Source organism: Actinomadura harenae (assembly GCF_003696215.1).
In the GTDB taxonomy this organism is placed as follows: domain Bacteria; phylum Actinomycetota; class Actinomycetes; order Streptosporangiales; family Streptosporangiaceae; genus Spirillospora; species Spirillospora harenae.
Genome location: NZ_RFFG01000153.1, coordinates 1 through 15,031, shown reverse-complemented (window position 1 = coordinate 15,031; position 15,031 = coordinate 1). Strand labels below are relative to the sequence as shown.

The 15,031-nt window shown below is 72.6% G+C and carries 15 protein-coding genes and 1 pseudogene; 8 read left to right on the top strand and 8 right to left on the bottom strand.

Annotated features, from left to right (window positions below):
* Positions 1–373, top strand: a pseudogene (locus tag EBO15_RS44775) (hypothetical protein); the annotation flags it as partial.
* Here EBO15_RS44775 and EBO15_RS39855 read toward each other — a convergent pair.
* The 4 genes from EBO15_RS39855 to EBO15_RS39840 form a co-directional block, all read right to left on the bottom strand.
* A complete protein-coding gene (locus EBO15_RS39855; RefSeq protein WP_122199645.1) occupies positions 312–917 on the bottom strand; it encodes a pentapeptide repeat-containing protein in 606 nt (201 codons plus the stop codon). The pseudogene EBO15_RS44775 and the gene EBO15_RS39855 sit on opposite strands and share 62 nt — an antisense overlap.
* Before the next feature lie 9 nt (positions 918–926).
* Positions 927–1,823, bottom strand: coding sequence for a sigma-70 family RNA polymerase sigma factor (locus EBO15_RS39850; protein WP_122199644.1), 897 nt, complete (start codon positions 1,821–1,823; stop codon positions 927–929).
* 89 nt (positions 1,824–1,912) lie between these two features.
* Positions 1,913–2,761, bottom strand: coding sequence for a sigma-70 family RNA polymerase sigma factor (locus EBO15_RS39845; RefSeq protein WP_122199643.1), 849 nt, complete (start codon positions 2,759–2,761; stop codon positions 1,913–1,915).
* 54 nt (positions 2,762–2,815) lie between these two features.
* Positions 2,816–3,376: a TetR/AcrR family transcriptional regulator gene (locus EBO15_RS39840; RefSeq protein WP_233616786.1), complete on the bottom strand. Its 561-nt coding sequence runs from the start codon at positions 3,374–3,376 to the stop codon at positions 2,816–2,818.
* 108 nt (positions 3,377–3,484) lie between these two features.
* Here EBO15_RS39840 and EBO15_RS39835 point away from each other — a divergent pair, with 108 nt between their 5' ends.
* Positions 3,485–3,904, top strand: coding sequence for a DUF3291 domain-containing protein (locus EBO15_RS39835; protein WP_122199647.1), 420 nt, complete (start codon positions 3,485–3,487; stop codon positions 3,902–3,904).
* Here EBO15_RS39835 and EBO15_RS39830 read toward each other — a convergent pair.
* Positions 3,889–4,728, bottom strand: a complete 840-nt coding sequence (locus tag EBO15_RS39830) for an amidohydrolase family protein (RefSeq protein WP_233616787.1) — start codon at positions 4,726–4,728, stop codon at positions 3,889–3,891. The genes EBO15_RS39835 and EBO15_RS39830 overlap by 16 nt on opposite strands.
* Positions 4,729–4,802: 74 nt before the next feature.
* Positions 4,803–5,390, bottom strand: coding sequence for a TetR/AcrR family transcriptional regulator (locus EBO15_RS39825; RefSeq protein ID WP_122199641.1), 588 nt, complete (start codon positions 5,388–5,390; stop codon positions 4,803–4,805).
* An 80-nt stretch (positions 5,391–5,470) separates the two neighbouring features.
* Here EBO15_RS39825 and EBO15_RS39820 point away from each other — a divergent pair, with 80 nt between their 5' ends.
* The gene (locus tag EBO15_RS39820; protein ID WP_122199640.1) at positions 5,471–6,022 is read left to right on the top strand and encodes a GNAT family N-acetyltransferase; all 552 of its coding nucleotides are present in this window, start codon (positions 5,471–5,473) and stop codon (positions 6,020–6,022) included.
* Positions 6,023–6,099: 77 nt separating this feature from the next.
* Entirely contained in the window at positions 6,100–6,870 is a 771-nt protein-coding gene (locus EBO15_RS39815) for a TSUP family transporter (RefSeq protein ID WP_122199639.1), read from the top strand.
* A gap of 18 nt (positions 6,871–6,888) precedes the next feature.
* Here EBO15_RS39815 and EBO15_RS45600 read toward each other — a convergent pair whose 3' ends face one another.
* A complete protein-coding gene (locus EBO15_RS45600; protein ID WP_199745125.1) occupies positions 6,889–8,712 on the bottom strand; it encodes a glycoside hydrolase family 15 protein in 1,824 nt (607 codons plus the stop codon).
* A gap of 388 nt (positions 8,713–9,100) precedes the next feature.
* On the opposite strand from EBO15_RS45600, the gene sucC reads away from it, so the two are divergent.
* From sucC to EBO15_RS39790, 3 genes are all read left to right on the top strand, one after another.
* Positions 9,101–10,279: an ADP-forming succinate--CoA ligase subunit beta gene (gene sucC / locus EBO15_RS39800; RefSeq protein ID WP_122199638.1), complete on the top strand. Its 1,179-nt coding sequence runs from the start codon at positions 9,101–9,103 to the stop codon at positions 10,277–10,279.
* Position 10,280: 1 nt separating this feature from the next.
* A complete protein-coding gene (gene sucD, locus EBO15_RS39795) occupies positions 10,281–11,168 on the top strand; it encodes a succinate--CoA ligase subunit alpha (RefSeq protein WP_122199646.1) in 888 nt (295 codons plus the stop codon).
* A gap of 142 nt (positions 11,169–11,310) precedes the next feature.
* Positions 11,311–12,969, top strand: a complete 1,659-nt coding sequence (locus tag EBO15_RS39790) for an amidohydrolase family protein (protein WP_122199637.1) — start codon at positions 11,311–11,313, stop codon at positions 12,967–12,969.
* 49 nt (positions 12,970–13,018) lie between these two features.
* Here the strand turns inward: EBO15_RS39790 and EBO15_RS39785 are convergent, their stop codons facing one another.
* Complete coding sequence (locus tag EBO15_RS39785; RefSeq protein ID WP_122199636.1) at positions 13,019–14,197, bottom strand: alpha/beta hydrolase; 1,179 nt, start codon at positions 14,195–14,197, stop codon at positions 13,019–13,021.
* Positions 14,198–14,476: 279 nt separating this feature from the next.
* On the opposite strand from EBO15_RS39785, the gene EBO15_RS46605 reads away from it, so the two are divergent.
* A partial coding sequence (locus EBO15_RS46605) for a cell division protein PerM (protein WP_233616785.1) occupies positions 14,477–15,031 on the top strand: 555 nt, incomplete at its 3' end.

Here is a 15,031-nt window from a genome sequence, read left to right as displayed (position 1 = left end):
CGGGCTGGACGCGGCCGGCGCGCTCCCCGGCGGCCCCTGGTGGCCGCTCGCGGTCCCCTGCGCGCCCGCCCTGGCCGCCGGGGCCCTGCGGATGGCGCGGCGTCCGCCGGTCGACCACGCGATGCCGGTGATCGCGACCCCGGTCGGGGCGATCCCGACCGGCCCCTTCCTCTGGGCGACGACCGGCGCGGACATCGCCATGCTCGGCTGCGCGCCCGCCCTGAACGCCCTCGCGAAACCGCCCTCGGACCTCGGCCCGGTGCTGGTCGCGCAGGCCGTCTTCGGCGTGGCGGTGCTGGGGCTCTACCTCCTCAAGGGCGGACGTCCAGTCCGAGCGCTTCTGCCACGACCATGGCCTGCGGGACGTCGATGACGGCGCCCTTCAGGTCGACGGTCAGGAGCTGCTCGGGCGGGAGGACGCTGCCGCGCAGGTCGGCCTGACAGAAGACGGCGTTCCGGAGCCACGCGCCGGAGAGGTCGACCCGCTGGAACGTCGTCCTCTCACAGAGCGCGCCGCTCAGGTCGGCCTCGCGCAGACGGGTCGCCTCGAACGTCGCGCCGGACAGCTTCGCGCCCGTCAGCAGGGCGAACGACCAGTCGCCGCCGCGCACCTTGAGCAGGTCGAACGAGCAGCCGTCGAAGGCGCTGCCGACGAGCTTGCATCCGGTGAACGACGCGTCGAAGAACGAGCACCGGACGAACGTGCAGTTCAGGAACGCCGCCTCGGTGTGCTCCGACACGTTGAACCTGCAGCCCCGGAACAGGCACTCGGTGAACGTCCCGGACGTGTCGCGCATCTCGGTGAAGTCGACGTCGGAGAACAGGACGCGCTCGAACGCCTCGCCCTCGACGTCCCGCCCGTCCCAGTCGCGGGCGGTGATCGTCGTCTCGGTCGGCGGGAGTCTGCGCTGGGCCATCCCCTCACGCTAGTGGCGCGGCGGCTTCGACAGCTCCACCGACGCGAGGACGGCGGGGTCGGCGACCAGGTCGATCGCGACCACCCGGCCGTCCCGGACGGTGAAGTCGAACACGACCTGCGGGACGCCCTGGAGCTGCCACATCCCACCCGCCACGCCGTCCACGAGGACCGGCAGGACGGCCTTCGCGCGGCCCGACCAGAACGCCGCCAGCGCCTCGCGGCCCTCGATGCGGACGGGCCCGCCCATCTCGGCGGCGGCGGAGTCGGCGCGCAGGACGGCGCCGGTGTCCAGGAGCGTGAGCAGGGCCGCGAAGTCGCCCTCGCGGGACGCCGCCAGGAACGCGGTCACGACCTCGCGTTCGCGCGCGGCGGTCGCGTCGGCTCGCCCGCCCCGGACGCGCCGCCGGGCCCGGCTGGCGAGCTGGCGGGCGGCGGCGGGCGTCCTGTCGATGATCGGGGCGATCTCGTCGAACGGGACGGCGAACATGTCGTGGAGGACGAACGCCAGCCGCTCGGCGGGCGACAGCGTCTCCAGGACGACCAGCAGCGCGATCCCGACCGAGTCCGACAGGACGGCGGCGTCGGCGGGGTCCCCGGGCGCGTCGGCGGCGGGACTCCCGGGCCCGGCCGGGGCGTCGTGCTCGCCCGCGGCGCCCGGTTCGTCCCACGGCACCTCGCGGCGGGTCGTCCGGGCGCGCAGCATGTTCAGCGCGACCCGTCCGACGATCGTGGTCAGCCAGCCGCCGAGGTTGGCGACGCCGTCGTCCCCGGCGCGGCTCACCCGGAGCCACGCCTCCTGGACGGCGTCGTCCGCCTCGGCGTTCGAGCCGAGCACGCGGTACGCGACCGCGTGCAGGTGGGCGCGGTGCTCCTCGAACCGCGCGGCCAGCGACTCCTCGCCCATCACGAACCCCTCCAGATCGCGGGCCTCCGGACGGCGGGCCCTCGGAACGCCTGACCCGCCGGAGGAGGCGGATGTGACGCGAGGGCCCGTCAGAGGCCGAGGTCCCGCAGGCGGCCGGGGTCGGCGATGATGTCCATCGTCACGATCCGGCCGTCCACGACGGTGAGCGCCATGAGCGACCGCGGGCTTCCGCCGGTGGCGTCGACCGCGCCGATCGCGCCGTTGACGACGACCGTCTCGATGGTCTTGGCGATCTCGCGGAACATCATGGCCCGGCCCGCGACGTTCCGGGCTCCCCGGACGACCTGCAGCGGGCCGCCCGCGCCCACGTCGACGCGCAGCACGACGTCCGGGTCGAGGAGGGAGACGAGGGCCTCCAGGTCGCCCTCGCGCGCCGCCGCGAGGAACGCCTCGACGGCCTGCCGCTGCCGGGCCGGGTCCGGGTCCGGCGCGGGCGCGGAGTCCCTGACGCGGCGGCGGGCCCGGCTGGCGAGCTGCCGGGTCGCGGCGGGCGTCCTGTCGATGATCGGGGCGATCTCGTCGAACGGGACGGCGAACATGTCGTGCAGGACGAACGCCAGCCGCTCGGCCGGGGCGAGGGCCTCCATGACCACCATCAGGGCGATCCCGACCTGGTCGGCGACGAGGATCTCGTGCTCGGGGTCGTGGGTGAGGATCGGGTCGGGCAGCCGTTCGTCGCCGAGCTCCTCACGCCGGGACCTGCGGGTGCGGAGCATGTCCAGGCACACGCGCCCGGTGACCGTGGTGAGCCAGCCGGGCAGGTTCCCGACGTCCGACACGTCCGTGCGGCTGAGCCGGAACCACGTCTCCTGGACGGCGTCCTCGGCCTCGCTCAGCGAGCCGAGCATGCGGTAGGCCACCGCGCGCAGGTGACCGCGCCGCGCCTCGAACCTCTCGGCCAGCGAGTCCTCGTTCACCTGTCCCACCTTCCGCCGGAGTCGGCCGTCCGGACCGTCCGCGAGGATAGACGATCACGATCCGGCGAAGAGCTTGCCGAGGACGGGCCGGGCGGCGGCCTCCGGGTCGGAGCCGAGCTCCGGGGGGAGGGCTCCGCTCAGCCAGAGCCCGGCGAAGCCGTGGGCGATGGACCAGGCGGCGAGGACCGAGTCGGGGTCGGGTTCCGGGCCGGGGCCGGGGGACAGGGGCCGGACGGCGCGGTCGAGCAGCCCGCCCGTGCGGGTGCGGGCGGCGTCGAGGTCGGGGTCGTCGGCCCGGTAGAGCTCGGGACGGAACATGACCTCGAAGTAGGCGCGGTGCTCGGCCGCGAACCGGACGTAGGCGACGCCGAGGTCGAGCAGGTCGTCGCCCGCCGCGGTGAGGGCCGAGGAGAGCAGGTCGAAGCCCTCGGCGGCGAGGGCGGTCAGCAGGCCGGTCTTGTCGCCGAAGTGGTGCGCGGGCGCGGCGTGCGAGACCCCGGCGCGGCGGGCCAGCTCGCGCAGGCTCCAGCCGGACGGCCCGGACTCCTCGATCGCGGCGACGGCGGCGTCCATGACGGCGCGGCGCAGGTTGCCGTGGTGGTAGCTCGAAGTCACCCGGCCAGCCTAGGCCAGATCCGCCCAGAACTTGTCATTGACAAGTTTGGGGCGCCGAGTGAAACTAGACAGTGACAAGATGAAGCGAGAAGCGAAATGAGGGGCGTCATGCCCACGCTGCCCTGGACCACTCCCGAACGGCCCGCGTCCGGCGCGGAGGCGCTGGTCATGGCCTCCCGGCTGGAGGTGCGGTCACTGCGTTATCTGCCGGGCTTCCTCCTGGCCTCGATGGCGCTGCTGCGCCAGGCGCGCAGCTCTCCGGGCGCCTGGGGGCTCTCGCTGCGCGCCGAGCCCCTGCGGCGGACGTTCTGGACGCTCTCGGCCTGGTCGGACCGGGACGCGCTGGACGCCTACGCGTCCGCCGAGCCGCACCGGTCCACGATGCGCGCCAAGCGGAAGGTCATGCGCGAGTCGACGTTCGTGTTCTGGAACGTCCCGGCGTCCGACCTGCCGGTCGCATGGAGTGAGGTCGAACGCCGGATCGCCGAAAAGCGGGGGGCGGTCGGGACGGATCAGTTCAGCCGGTAGCGGCGGGTCGCGTTCCCGACGAAAAGCTTGCGCCGCTCCTCGGCGGAGAGATCCGACGTGACGTCCTGATAGGCGGCCATCAGTTCGGCGAGGCCGCCGGAAAGTCCGTCCACCGGGAAATTGCTGCCGAAGAAGCAGCGGTCGATCCCGAAAAGGTCGAGGCAGGTCTCGACATAGGGGCGCAGCGCGGCGGCGTCGAGACGGCCGAGCGGCATGCCGAGGCCGGAGATCTTGCAGTCCACGCGGGGGAGCGCGGCGAGCTTGGCCAGGCCCCGCCGCCAGTCGATGAAGCCCTCCGGGCTGCCGGTCTCGGGCCAGCCCGCGTGCTCCAGGACGACCTGGACGTCCGGGGCCCCGGCGAGCGCGGCCAGGTAGGCGTCCACCTCGGGCGCGCGGATCACCTGGTCGAAGACGAGGCCGCGTTCTCCCAGCTCACGCAGGAGGGCGGCGGCGGTGTCGCCGTCCGGGGACAGGCCCGCGAAGACCCGGACGCCGCGGAACAGCGGGCTGCGCGCCTGCTCGTCCAGCTGCGCCTCGACGACGTGCGGCGCCACGTCCGGGTCGACGGATCCGATGATCGCCGAGGGACGGTCCGGGGCGTCCATCGCGTCCAGCCAGCGGGTCTCGTCCAGGAAGGCGCCCGGCACGGTCGTCGCCGACACGTGCACCGTGCCGAGGAGGCGGACCCCGGCGGCCTCCGCGTCCGCCCGGAACCGGGACGGCGGATAGTCGCGCGGCACCTCCGGCAACGTCACGTGAAGCATCGGATACCAGTCGTGCACGCTCGTCTGCCAATGATGGACATGGGCGTCCACGAACTCCATAACGGTCACCAAGGACCCCTTTCGGCTCTGGCTGGACATCCTGGCCGAAAAAGGGGTTGGAGGTCGATCCCGCGCTAGACGGACAAAGCCGTCAGCATTCCGTCAAGCAGGGCGAGCTGCCGTTCGGGGGGATAGCGGTCCGGGTCGAACAGCACCTGCACGACCAGCCCGTGGGCGAACGCGACCAGCGTCGTCGCGACGTCGTCCGGGTCGGCGTCCGGGGCGATCTCGCCCAGGTCCCGCGCCTGCTCGACGAACGGGCGCAGCCGCCGCGCGCGGAACCGCTCGTACCGGCCCGTCTCGCGTTCGCCGAGGTCGGCGTCCGCGAGCGCGACGTCCCACGAGCTGACCCAGACCCGGTTCATCTCGATCGCCACGTCCGAGATGGGCAGGATGTCGGTGATCAGCTCGCGCAGCGCCGCCAGCCCGCGCCCGGACGGGTCGAGCCGTCCCTGGAGCGTCCGCTCCTCGGCGATGTCGAGCGCGTGCGTGACCAGCGCCTTCTTGTTCGGGAAGTAGTGCGTGAGCAGCCCGGTGGAGCAGCCCATCTCCGCGGCGACCGCCCGCAGCGTCAGGCCGCCGAAGCCGTGCGCGGCCAGAACCCGCCACACGGCCTCGGACACGTCGCGGCGCCGGGCGTCGTGGTCTCCCTTGGCGGGCACGGAATTCGGTTTCCTTCCGGTCGGCGGCGCGGGCTAAGGTACATAACAAACGTTGGGTACGTACCTTACAGGAGGCCGTGATGAAGTTTTCCCTGTCGCTGGGCGAGGGGGCCGAGCTGCGTCCGCTGGAGCCCTGGCAGGCCGCCGAGTTCTACGCGCAGGTGGAGAAGGTCCGCGACGACATCCGGCCGTACATCCCGTTCGCCGCCAAGCTCTTCGACGTGGAGGCGGCCCGCGCCTACCTCCAGAACTTCGCCGAGACGGCGGCGGCCGACGGCGCGCGCATGTGGGGCATCTGGGTGGACGGCGTGCTCAGTGGAGGCACCCTGTTCCGGGTCTTCGACACGCAGCAGCACATCTGCGAGGTCGGCGTGTGGCTCGACGCGGACGTGCGCGGGCGCGGGCTCGTCACCAAGGCGATCGGCCTGATGATCGACTGGGCGATCCACGACCGCGGCATGCTGCGCGTGGAGTGGTGCTGCGAGCCGTCGAACGAGGCGAGCATCGCCGCGGCCAAGCGCATCGGGTTCACCTACGAGGGCACCACCCGCCAGGGCTTCAACTTCGACGGGCGGCAGCGCGACTACCAGACGTGGGCCATCCTCGCCGACGAGTGGCGGGCCAAGGCCTGATCCCCATCCCCTTGTCCCGGTTCGTCCCGCTAGGCTAAGCGACATTCTTCGTTTAAGCCTTACAGGGAGCGCGCCGGGTGGGGATCGAGCACGTCGTCATGCTGCTGGCGGCCGCGATGGGCGCGGGCTGGGTGGACGCGGTGGTCGGCGGGGGCGGGCTCATCCAGCTGCCCGCGCTGCTGCTGCTCAACCCCGGCCAGCCCGTCGCCACCGCGCTCGCCACGAACAAGGTCGCCTCGATCGCCGGGACGGCCAGCGCCGCCTACGCCTACCTGCGCCGCACCAAGATCGACCGGACCGTCGCGGCCGCCGGCGCGGGCCTGGCGGTCGCGGGCTCGGCGGCGGGCGCGCTCTGCGCCTCGGCGATCTCCTCGGACGTGTTCAAGCCGGTCATCATGGTCGTCCTGCTCGCGGTCGCGGCGCTCGTCGTGCTCCGCCCCGACCTCGGCCAGGCGCCCAGGACCGTGCTGCGGACCCGCCGCCGCGTCGCCGCCGCGATCCTGATCCCCGGCCTCGCCATCGCCTTCTACGACGGCGTCCTCGGCCCCGGCACCGGGACGTTCCTGGTCGTGGTGTTCACCGCCGTCCTCGGCGTCGACTTCGTCCACGCGTCCGCGCACGCGAAGGTCATCAACGTCAGCACGAACTTCGGCGCGCTGCTCGTCTTCGCCGTCCAGGGGCACGTCCTGTGGGCGCTCGGCCTCGGCATGGCCGTCGCGAACGCGACCGGCGCGCAGCTCGGCGCGCGCACCGCGATCAAACGCGGGTCCGGGTTCGTCCGGGTCGTCCTGCTGTGCGTGGTGACGCTGCTGGTCGCGAAGCTCGGCTACGAGCAGTTCGCCGCCTGACCCCGCGCCCCGCGGAGATCAGCCCTCGTCCGGGACGGGCAGCGGCTTCTCCAGCGCGGACAGGCTCAGCACGACCAGCGACGACGTCCAGCCGAGCGGCGCGACGGCCGCCGGACGCCCGTACTCGTCCACCTTCTCGGGCAGCGCGCCGAGGGACGTGCGGTGCGCGGACAGCCAGTCCAGCCGCTCCATGGCCTCGTCCGGACGGCCCGTCGCGGCCGCCGACAGCGTGAACAGCGCCATCTCCGGCGTCCAGGCGACCTTCGCGTTCCCCGACCAGCGCTCGCCCGGCAGGACGCCGCCGTTCGGCAGCGCCAGCTTCCCGGCGGCCGACAGCACCGCGTCGGTCACGTTCTGGTCGGCCGGGCCGAACGGCGGGCTGAGGAAGGTGACCGAGGTGTCCATGCGGCCGCCCCGGATGGGGGAGCGCGGATAGCCGAGCGGCGCGAACCTCGCCGCGACCCCGCCCTCGACCCGGTGCGCGGCCTCCCGGTACTTCTCCGCCTTGTCGGCATGGCCGAGGTCCCGGGCCAGGACGGACGCCGCCCGCAGCCCCGCCAGCACCGGCCCCACGACGCCGAGCGTCGCGTTCTTCGGGTCCTGCTCGGACGAGGCGGGCCGCTCCCAGTAGTCCGAGGACGGCGGCGGCAACCCGTCCGAGCGTAGCGACGCGGTCAGCCGGTCGGCGGCGCGGCGCACCATCGTCCACAGTTCCGGCAGGTCGGCGGCGGCCTGCGGGTTCTCGGTGTGGAAGAACCACGCGGCCCACAGCACCCAGCCGAGCGAGTCGAGCTGCGCGTGCCGTCCGTCCGCGACCGGGCTGCCGTCGGGGCTGTACCGCGCGGCCCACATCCCCGTCTTGGTCTGCACGCGCGCGAGGAACCGCAGGATCCGGCGGGCCTCGGCCGGATGGTCGGTCACCGTGAACGCCGCCGCCGCGAACGCCGAGTCGCGCGGCCACGAGTACCGCCACGCCCCGTACCAGGACGCCAGGGACGCCCCGTTCGGCCTGGTCAGCAGCCGCAGGTCCTGGAGCGCGCGACCGGCCATCTCCCGGTAGCCGGTCGCCTTCTCGGCGGCGGCCCCGACCGTGAGCCGGACGGGCTTGCCGTCCTCCTTCTTCGGATCCTGCGATGGAGTCTCAGAAGGAGCCTCAGAAGGGGTCTGCGTTGGGGCGGGCTTCGGCCTGCCGGGCTTCCCGGCGGCGGGCGGACGCGTCGGAGCGCCGGTCGTGGGCACGTTCGGGGTCTTCTTCGCCCGTGGCCGGACGGGCACGCAGCCCCTCTCGACGACCGCCTCTTCGCTCGTCTCCCCGTTCTCCCGCCGCGCGGTGCCGTGGGGCCCGGCGGCGCCGCTCCGGAGCGTCTCGGCCTGGTCCCCGGCGGTCTGGAGGACGTCGTCCGGACGCGGGACGCGGTTCCCGCCGGGGAGCGGGCACGGCTTCAGCCACGGGACGAGCCGTCCCGGGACGGTCCCGCGCGCGAGCCAGGTCTGGTCGGCGCGGACGGCCTCGGCGACGCGCGGGTCGGATCCGGCGACGGTGATGGCGTCCTCGCCGCCCGTCGGGACGAGCCGGACCCGCCCGTCCGCGAGCCGGACGACGGACGAGCCGGGCAGGTAGCGGGCGCCGCGCGCGTCCGAGGTCGGCAGCGGCGCGCCCGCGAACGGCCAGCCGCCCCCGCCGACCAGGCCGGGGCTGGACCATTCCGGGGCGCCGTTCTCCGGGAGCGTGACGCCGCAGGTCGCGGCCAGGGCGGAGACGAGCAGCAGGGCGGCGGCGCGGCGCACGCGACCGGGCCACGACGACGGCCACACCGCCGGCCCGACTCCGCTGTCCGCCACCGCACCTCCCCCTTGAGACGGGCCTAAGTACATCAAACTCAGCCAAACGCCGCAGTGCGCTCAGGGGGTGAACGCGGCATTCGACGCACCTTTCCTACCCGCCCACAAACCAGGGGATCCCGGCGGTCGGAAAACGGCTCCCGAGCCGCGACCGGAGCGCGACCGGGCCGTGATCGAATCGCGGAGGGGCAGGTGAAGCGGGCTGGGGATGAGCAACCTCACACCCCCTCCCGGAACCCGTCGGGCCCCCGGCGGCGTGACCATGGACCGGGGTTGACTAGGCTGCTTCGACGGAGCGGACCGCAGAGTGGCGGCCGCACGGCGCCTGAGTCCCCGTGCCCCCCACTTGACCCGCGGTCGTTGGCTGTCGATCCGTTAAGGACGCCTCGTGGACCTGTTCGAACATCAGGCAAAGGAACTCTTTGCCGAGTACGGGGTACCGGTGCCCACCGGCAAGGTCGCCCATACTGCCCAGGAAGCGCGTGCCATCGCGGAGGAGCTCTTCTCCGCGGGCACCAAGAAGGTCGTCGTCAAGGCCCAGGTGAAGACCGGTGGCCGCGGCAAGGCCGGCGGCGTGAAGCTCGCCGACACCGCCGACGAGGCGGAGACCCTCGCGAACCAGATCCTCGGCATGGACATCAAGGGCCACACGGTCCACAAGGTCCTGGTCGAGGAGGGCTCGGCGATCGCGCAGGAGTACTACTTCTCCTTCCTGCTCGACCGTGCGAACCGCACCTTCCTCTCCATCTGCTCCGTCGAGGGCGGCGTGGAGATCGAGGAGGTGCCGCACGACCAGCTGGCCATGGTGCCGGTCTCCCCGCTGGACGGCATCGACCTGGCCCAGGCCCGGCGGATCGCCGAGCAGGGCCGCCTCCCCGAGGAGGCCCTGGACGGCGCCGCCGCGATCATCGAGCGGCTCTGGGCCGTCTTCACCGACGAGGACGCGACCCTCGTCGAGGTGAACCCGATGATCCTCACCGCCGACGGTCAGGTGAAGGCCCTCGACGGCAAGGTCTCGCTGGACGAGAACGCCTCCTTCCGCCAGGAGCACGAGAAGCTCGAGGACAAGGCCGGCGCCGACCCGCTGGAGGCCAAGGCCAAGGCCCTCGACCTCAACTACGTCAAGCTCGAGGGCAACGTCGGCATCATCGGCAACGGCGCGGGCCTGGTCATGTCCACCCTGGACGTGGTCGCCTACGCCGGCGAGGGCCACGGCGGCATGAAGCCCGCCAACTTCCTCGACATCGGCGGCGGCGCGTCCGCCGAGGTGATGGCCAACGGCCTGGAGATCGTCCTGTCGGACCCCGACGTGAAGTCGGTGTTCGTCAACGTCTTCGGCGGCATCACCGCCTGCGACGCCGTCGCGAACGGCATCGTGTCCGCCTACAAGCTGCTGGCGGACCGCGGCGAGGCCGTGGACCGCCCGCTGGTCGTCCGGCTCGACGGCAACAACGCCGAGCTCGGCCGGCAGATCCTGAAGGACGCGGCGCTGCCCGGCGTCCAGCAGGTCGAGACCATGGACGACGCGGCCGAGCGTGCCGCCGAACTCGCCGCGGCAGGTGCGTGAAATGGCCATCTGGCTCACTGAGAACAGCAAGATCATCGTCCAGGGCATCACCGGTTCCGAGGGCTCCAAGCACGGCCGCCGGATGCTCGCCTCGGGCGCCCAGGTCGTCGGCGGCGTGAACGCCCGCAAGGCCGGCACCACCGTCGACTTCGACGGCACCGAGCTCCCGGTCTTCGGCACCGTCAAGGAGGCCATCGAGAAGACCGGCGCGGACGTGTCGGTCGTCTTCGTCCCGCCGAAGTTCACCAAGGACGCCGTCGTCGAGGCGATCGACGCCGAGATCCCGCTGTGCGTGGTCATCACCGAGGGCATCCCGGTGCACGACACCGCCTACTTCTGGGCGTACGCCGAGTCCAAGGGCAACAAGACCCGGATCATCGGGCCGAACTGCCCGGGCATCGCGTCCCCCGGCAAGTCCAACGCGGGCATCATCCCGGCCGACATCACCACGCCCGGCCGCGTCGGCCTGGTGTCGAAGTCGGGCACGCTGACCTACCAGATGATGTACGAGCTGCGTGACTTCGGGTTCTCCACCTGCGTCGGCATCGGCGGCGACCCGATCATCGGCACCACGCACATCGACGCCCTCCAGGCGTTCCAGGACGACCCCGACACCGACGCCATCGTCATGATCGGCGAGATCGGCGGCGACGCCGAGGAGCGCGCGGCGGCCTTCATCGCGGAGAACGTGACCAAGCCGGTCGTCGGCTACGTCGCGGGCTTCACCGCCCCCGAGGGCAAGACGATGGGCCACGCCGGCGCGATCGTCTCCGGCTCCGCGGGCACCGCCCAGGCCAAGAAGGAGGCGCTGGAGAAGGTCGGCGTCCGGGTCGGCAAGACCCCGAGCGAGACCGCCCGCCTCATGGCGGAGATCATGCGCAACCTCTGATCCATCCGATCAGGTCCACGAAGGACGCCCGAGCCGCACACCGCGGCGCGGGCGTCTTTCGTTGTCCGGACGAGGCCATAGGACGTGAACAGCCTTCATGTTCTAATGGGGGCGCATCGCCCCCATCCCCCCTGGAGCGGCCATGAGACTCCCGCATGCCCCCCGCATCTCCCGCCCCCTCACGGCCCTGCTGGCCGCGCTCCTGTGCGCGGTCGGAACGGCCTCCGCCGCGCACGCCGCCCGCCCCGCCTCCCCGCCGCCCCGCCCCTCCACCGCATCGGCCTTCGGTGCGCCGGGCGCGTCCGGGACCGTGCGCGGGCTCATCGACGCCCACACCCACATCGAGGGCGCCGAGGACATGGGCGGACGCATGATCTGCGGCGAGCCGTTCGATCCCGACGGCATCGCCGTGGCCCTGCGCGACTGCCCGGACCACTACCCGAACGGCCAGTTCGCGATCTTCGAGAACTTCCTCAAGAACGGCTCGCCGTTCGGCACCCACGACCCGGTCGGCTGGCCCACGTTCAAGGACTGGCCCGCGCACGACTCGCTCACCCACCAGCAGGTCTACTACACCTGGCTCCAGCGGGCCTGGCAGGGCGGACTCCGGATCATCGTCGACCAGTACGTCGCGAACCGCGTGCTCTGCGAGCTGTACCCGCTCAAGAAGAACCCCTGCGACGAGGACGCCACGCTCGACCTCGAACACGGCAAGGCCGTCCAGATGCAGGGCTACATCGACGCGCTGAGCGGCGGCCCGGGGAAGGGCTGGTTCCGGCTCGTCCACACGCCGCAGGAGGCGCGGGCGGTCGCCGCGTCCGGGAAGCTCGCCGTGGTCGAGAGCATCGAGACGTCCGAGCCGTTCGGCTGCCGTGAGATCCGCGACGTCCCGCAGTGCACGGAGAAGCAGATCGACGCGGGCCTGGACCACATGAAGGCCCAGGGCGTGACCAGCATGTTCCTCTGCCACAAGTTCGACAACGCGCTCTGCGGCGTCCGGATGGACAGCGGCACGGCGGGCGTCGCCGTCAACATCGGCAACTTCGTGGGAACCGGCCAGTTCTGGAACGTCGAGACCTGCACCGGCCCGGCGCAGGACAACACGGTGACGCCGCAGGTCACGCTGCCCGCCGCCGTCCGGCTCGCGCTCGGCCTGCCGAACCTGCCCGCGCCGTTCTACCCGGCCGCGCCGCACTGCAACACCCGCGGCCTGACGGCCCTCGGCGCGCACATGATCAAGGCGATGATCAAGCGCAAGATGGTCATCCAGATCGACCACATGAGCGTCAAGGCCGCCGACCAGACCCTCACGATCCTGGAGAAGGCGCACTACCCGGGCGTGATCTCGTCGCACAGCTGGGTCGACCCGACCTACTACCAGCGGATCTACCGGCTCGGCGGCATGATCACCGAGTACGCCAACCCGGCCGACCAGTTCGCGGGCGGCTGGCGTGACGCCAAGCAGGCGTACGAGCGGTCCGGCGCGAAGGGCGCGTTCGGGTTCGGCTACGGCCTGGACGCCAACGGCTTCGGCCACCTGCCCGCACCGCGCAAGGGCGGCGACCTCACGTACCCGTTCACCGCGCTCAGCGGCGTCACCCTCGACAAGCTCACGACCGGTCAGCGCACCTGGGACCTCAACGTCGACGGCGTCGCCAACTACGGCCTCGTCCCCGACTGGATCGAGGACATGCGCAGGACCGTCGGCCCCGAGCTGACCAACGACATGGCCAACGGCGCCGAGGCGTACCTGCGCATGTGGGACCGCGTGGACGCCTACACGCCGCCGCCCGGCCTCTGACCCCGCTCCAGGATGCCCTGCCGTGCCGAACGGCAGGGCATCCTCACGTTCAGGAGCGCTTGATCTCGTGGATCGGGGCGGTCGGCATGCTGCCCGGCGGACGCGCCGGACCGCCCTTCCCCGGCTTCGGCGTCGGCGCCGTGCCCTGCGCCGGGACGCCGAGCCGGTCGGTCGCCCACGTCAGGAACTTGGGGAACGCCGGGTTCCACGCGGCGTAGGTGTGCCGGGCATGCGGGATCAGGACCAGCGGCCCGTCCTGCCCGTGGCTCTGCAGGACGCTGTGGAAGAGCTTGGCGTCCGACACGTCCCCGCGGTCGGACTGGCCCGCCATCAGCCAGAACGCGGGCAGCTTCGTGCCGGCGGGCCAGTTGGTGAGCCGCCACAGCGGGTCGTTCTGCAGCCGGGCGTGCGCGTCGCCGTCGAACGGGTCGGCGCCGTGCTCGGGCAGCGGCTGGAAGTAGCCGCTCATGACCCCGGCGAGGCCGAACACGTTCGCGTGCCGCAGCGCCAGGTTCGCCGCGCAGAACCCGCCCTCGGAGAACCCGGCGACGCCCCAGCGCGCGCCGGGCGGGTCGGTGCGGAACGACTGCTCCACGTCCGCCGGGACGTCCTCGGCGAGGTAGGTGTCGTTCCGGTCGCCCTTCGGACGGTCGAGGCACTGCGACCCGCCCGCGCCGTGGGCGTTCCCGTTGATGTTCGGCATCACCAGGATCGCGGGCTTCGCCTCGTGCCTGTTCAGCATCGAGGTGAACGTCGAGGTGACGTGCAGGCCGCGCTGCCAGTCCTCCGGCTCGCCGGGGGAGCCGTGCAGCAGCTCCAGCACCGGGAACCGCGCCGAGGCGTACTGCGACTGGAAGTACTGCGGCGGCAGGTACACCAGGCCCTCACGGCTGATCTTGCTCTTGGACCCGGCGAACGTCGTCGTCACCAGCAGGCCGTCCTTGGCCGGGACGCCGCCGGTCTTGAGGTTCTTGCCGCCGCCGGGCGGCAGCGCCTGCACGCCCGGATGGTGCCCGGCCAGGTCGTCGACCAGGTCGCCCCAGGTCTGGTAGTAGTCGTAGAACCGGTTGACGAGCGCCATTCCGAAGACCGACGAGAGCGCGAAGGCCAGCACCCCCGCGCCGATCCGCAGCATGAGCGGAGGCCCCTGCCTGGCCAGGACGTACGCCAGGCCGCCGACGGCGACCACCAGCAGCAGCAGCACCAGCATGCTCTGCGGACCGAACACAGGATCCCTCCCCGTGGGACGTCGGGTACCCCCCTCCCCGTTGGAGGAGCACCCGCTCCTGATGCGCACAACGCAACGGCGCCGTGCGGAGATCCAGGGTTATCCGATCGTTGCGCGTGCTCCGTCCATCCTGCCGTCCATCCTGCCCCGCCCGGGTGACCTTCGCCTCGTTCCGCCCGGGTTCCGGACCGTTCCCACGGCGTTCCCGCCCCGCCGCAAAGGCGACACGCCGGGCTCCGGGGGCCCGGGGGACGAGGCGGGGGTGCCAGCATGGACGCCGTGAGCGAGACGGGGCGGCAGCGAGTGGCGACGACCGGCGAAACGGCGGGCGCGACGGCAGGCCCCTCCACGGGGCCCTCAACAGGGGATTCGCCCGGGACGGCGGGGGAGGGCGGCGGCACGCCCCGGGCCCCGGTCACGGCGGCGGGGCAGCGGCCGCAGTGGGTCACGGGGCTCGTCGGGGCGGTCTGGTGCATCGGCATCGGCCTCGCCGTCCTCACCACGATCACCCTCGTCGGCTGGATCGCCGCGCCCCGCACCGCCTTCGGCCACGGGCTTCCCGGCGTGTTCCGGACGGCCGTGAACTTCTGGCTCGTCTCCCACCACGCGGGCTTCTCCGTCGGCGGCGGCCGGGTCGGGCTGCTGCCCCTCGGCGTCCTGCTGATCCCCGGCGCGCTGCTGTACCGGACCGGCGGCTGGATGATCCGCCGCGCCCTGCCCAAGGACGCGGCGGGCCGCCCGGTCGTCACGGCCCCGGAGGACGCCCGCCGCGCCGTCGTCGGGGCCGCGGTCGCGCTCGCCGTCCCCTACGCCGCGCTCGCCGGGCTGCTCGCG

Bases quoted from the DNA above. Each gene is read 5' to 3' on its own strand.
- EBO15_RS39855 (WP_122199645.1), bottom strand. From the start codon at position 917: ATGGCCCAGCGCAGACTCCCGCCGACCGAGACGACGATCACCGCCCGC.
- EBO15_RS39850 (WP_122199644.1), bottom strand. From the start codon at position 1,823: ATGGGCGAGGAGTCGCTGGCCGCGCGGTTCGAGGAGCACCGCGCCCAC.
- EBO15_RS39835 (WP_122199647.1), top strand. From the start codon at position 3,485: ATGCCCACGCTGCCCTGGACCACTCCCGAACGGCCCGCGTCCGGCGCG.
- EBO15_RS39830 (WP_233616787.1), bottom strand. From the start codon at position 4,728: ATGGAGTTCGTGGACGCCCATGTCCATCATTGGCAGACGAGCGTGCAC.
- EBO15_RS39820 (WP_122199640.1), top strand. From the start codon at position 5,471: ATGAAGTTTTCCCTGTCGCTGGGCGAGGGGGCCGAGCTGCGTCCGCTG.
- sucD (WP_122199646.1), top strand. From the start codon at position 10,281: ATGGCCATCTGGCTCACTGAGAACAGCAAGATCATCGTCCAGGGCATC.
- EBO15_RS39790 (WP_122199637.1), top strand. From the start codon at position 11,311: ATGAGACTCCCGCATGCCCCCCGCATCTCCCGCCCCCTCACGGCCCTG.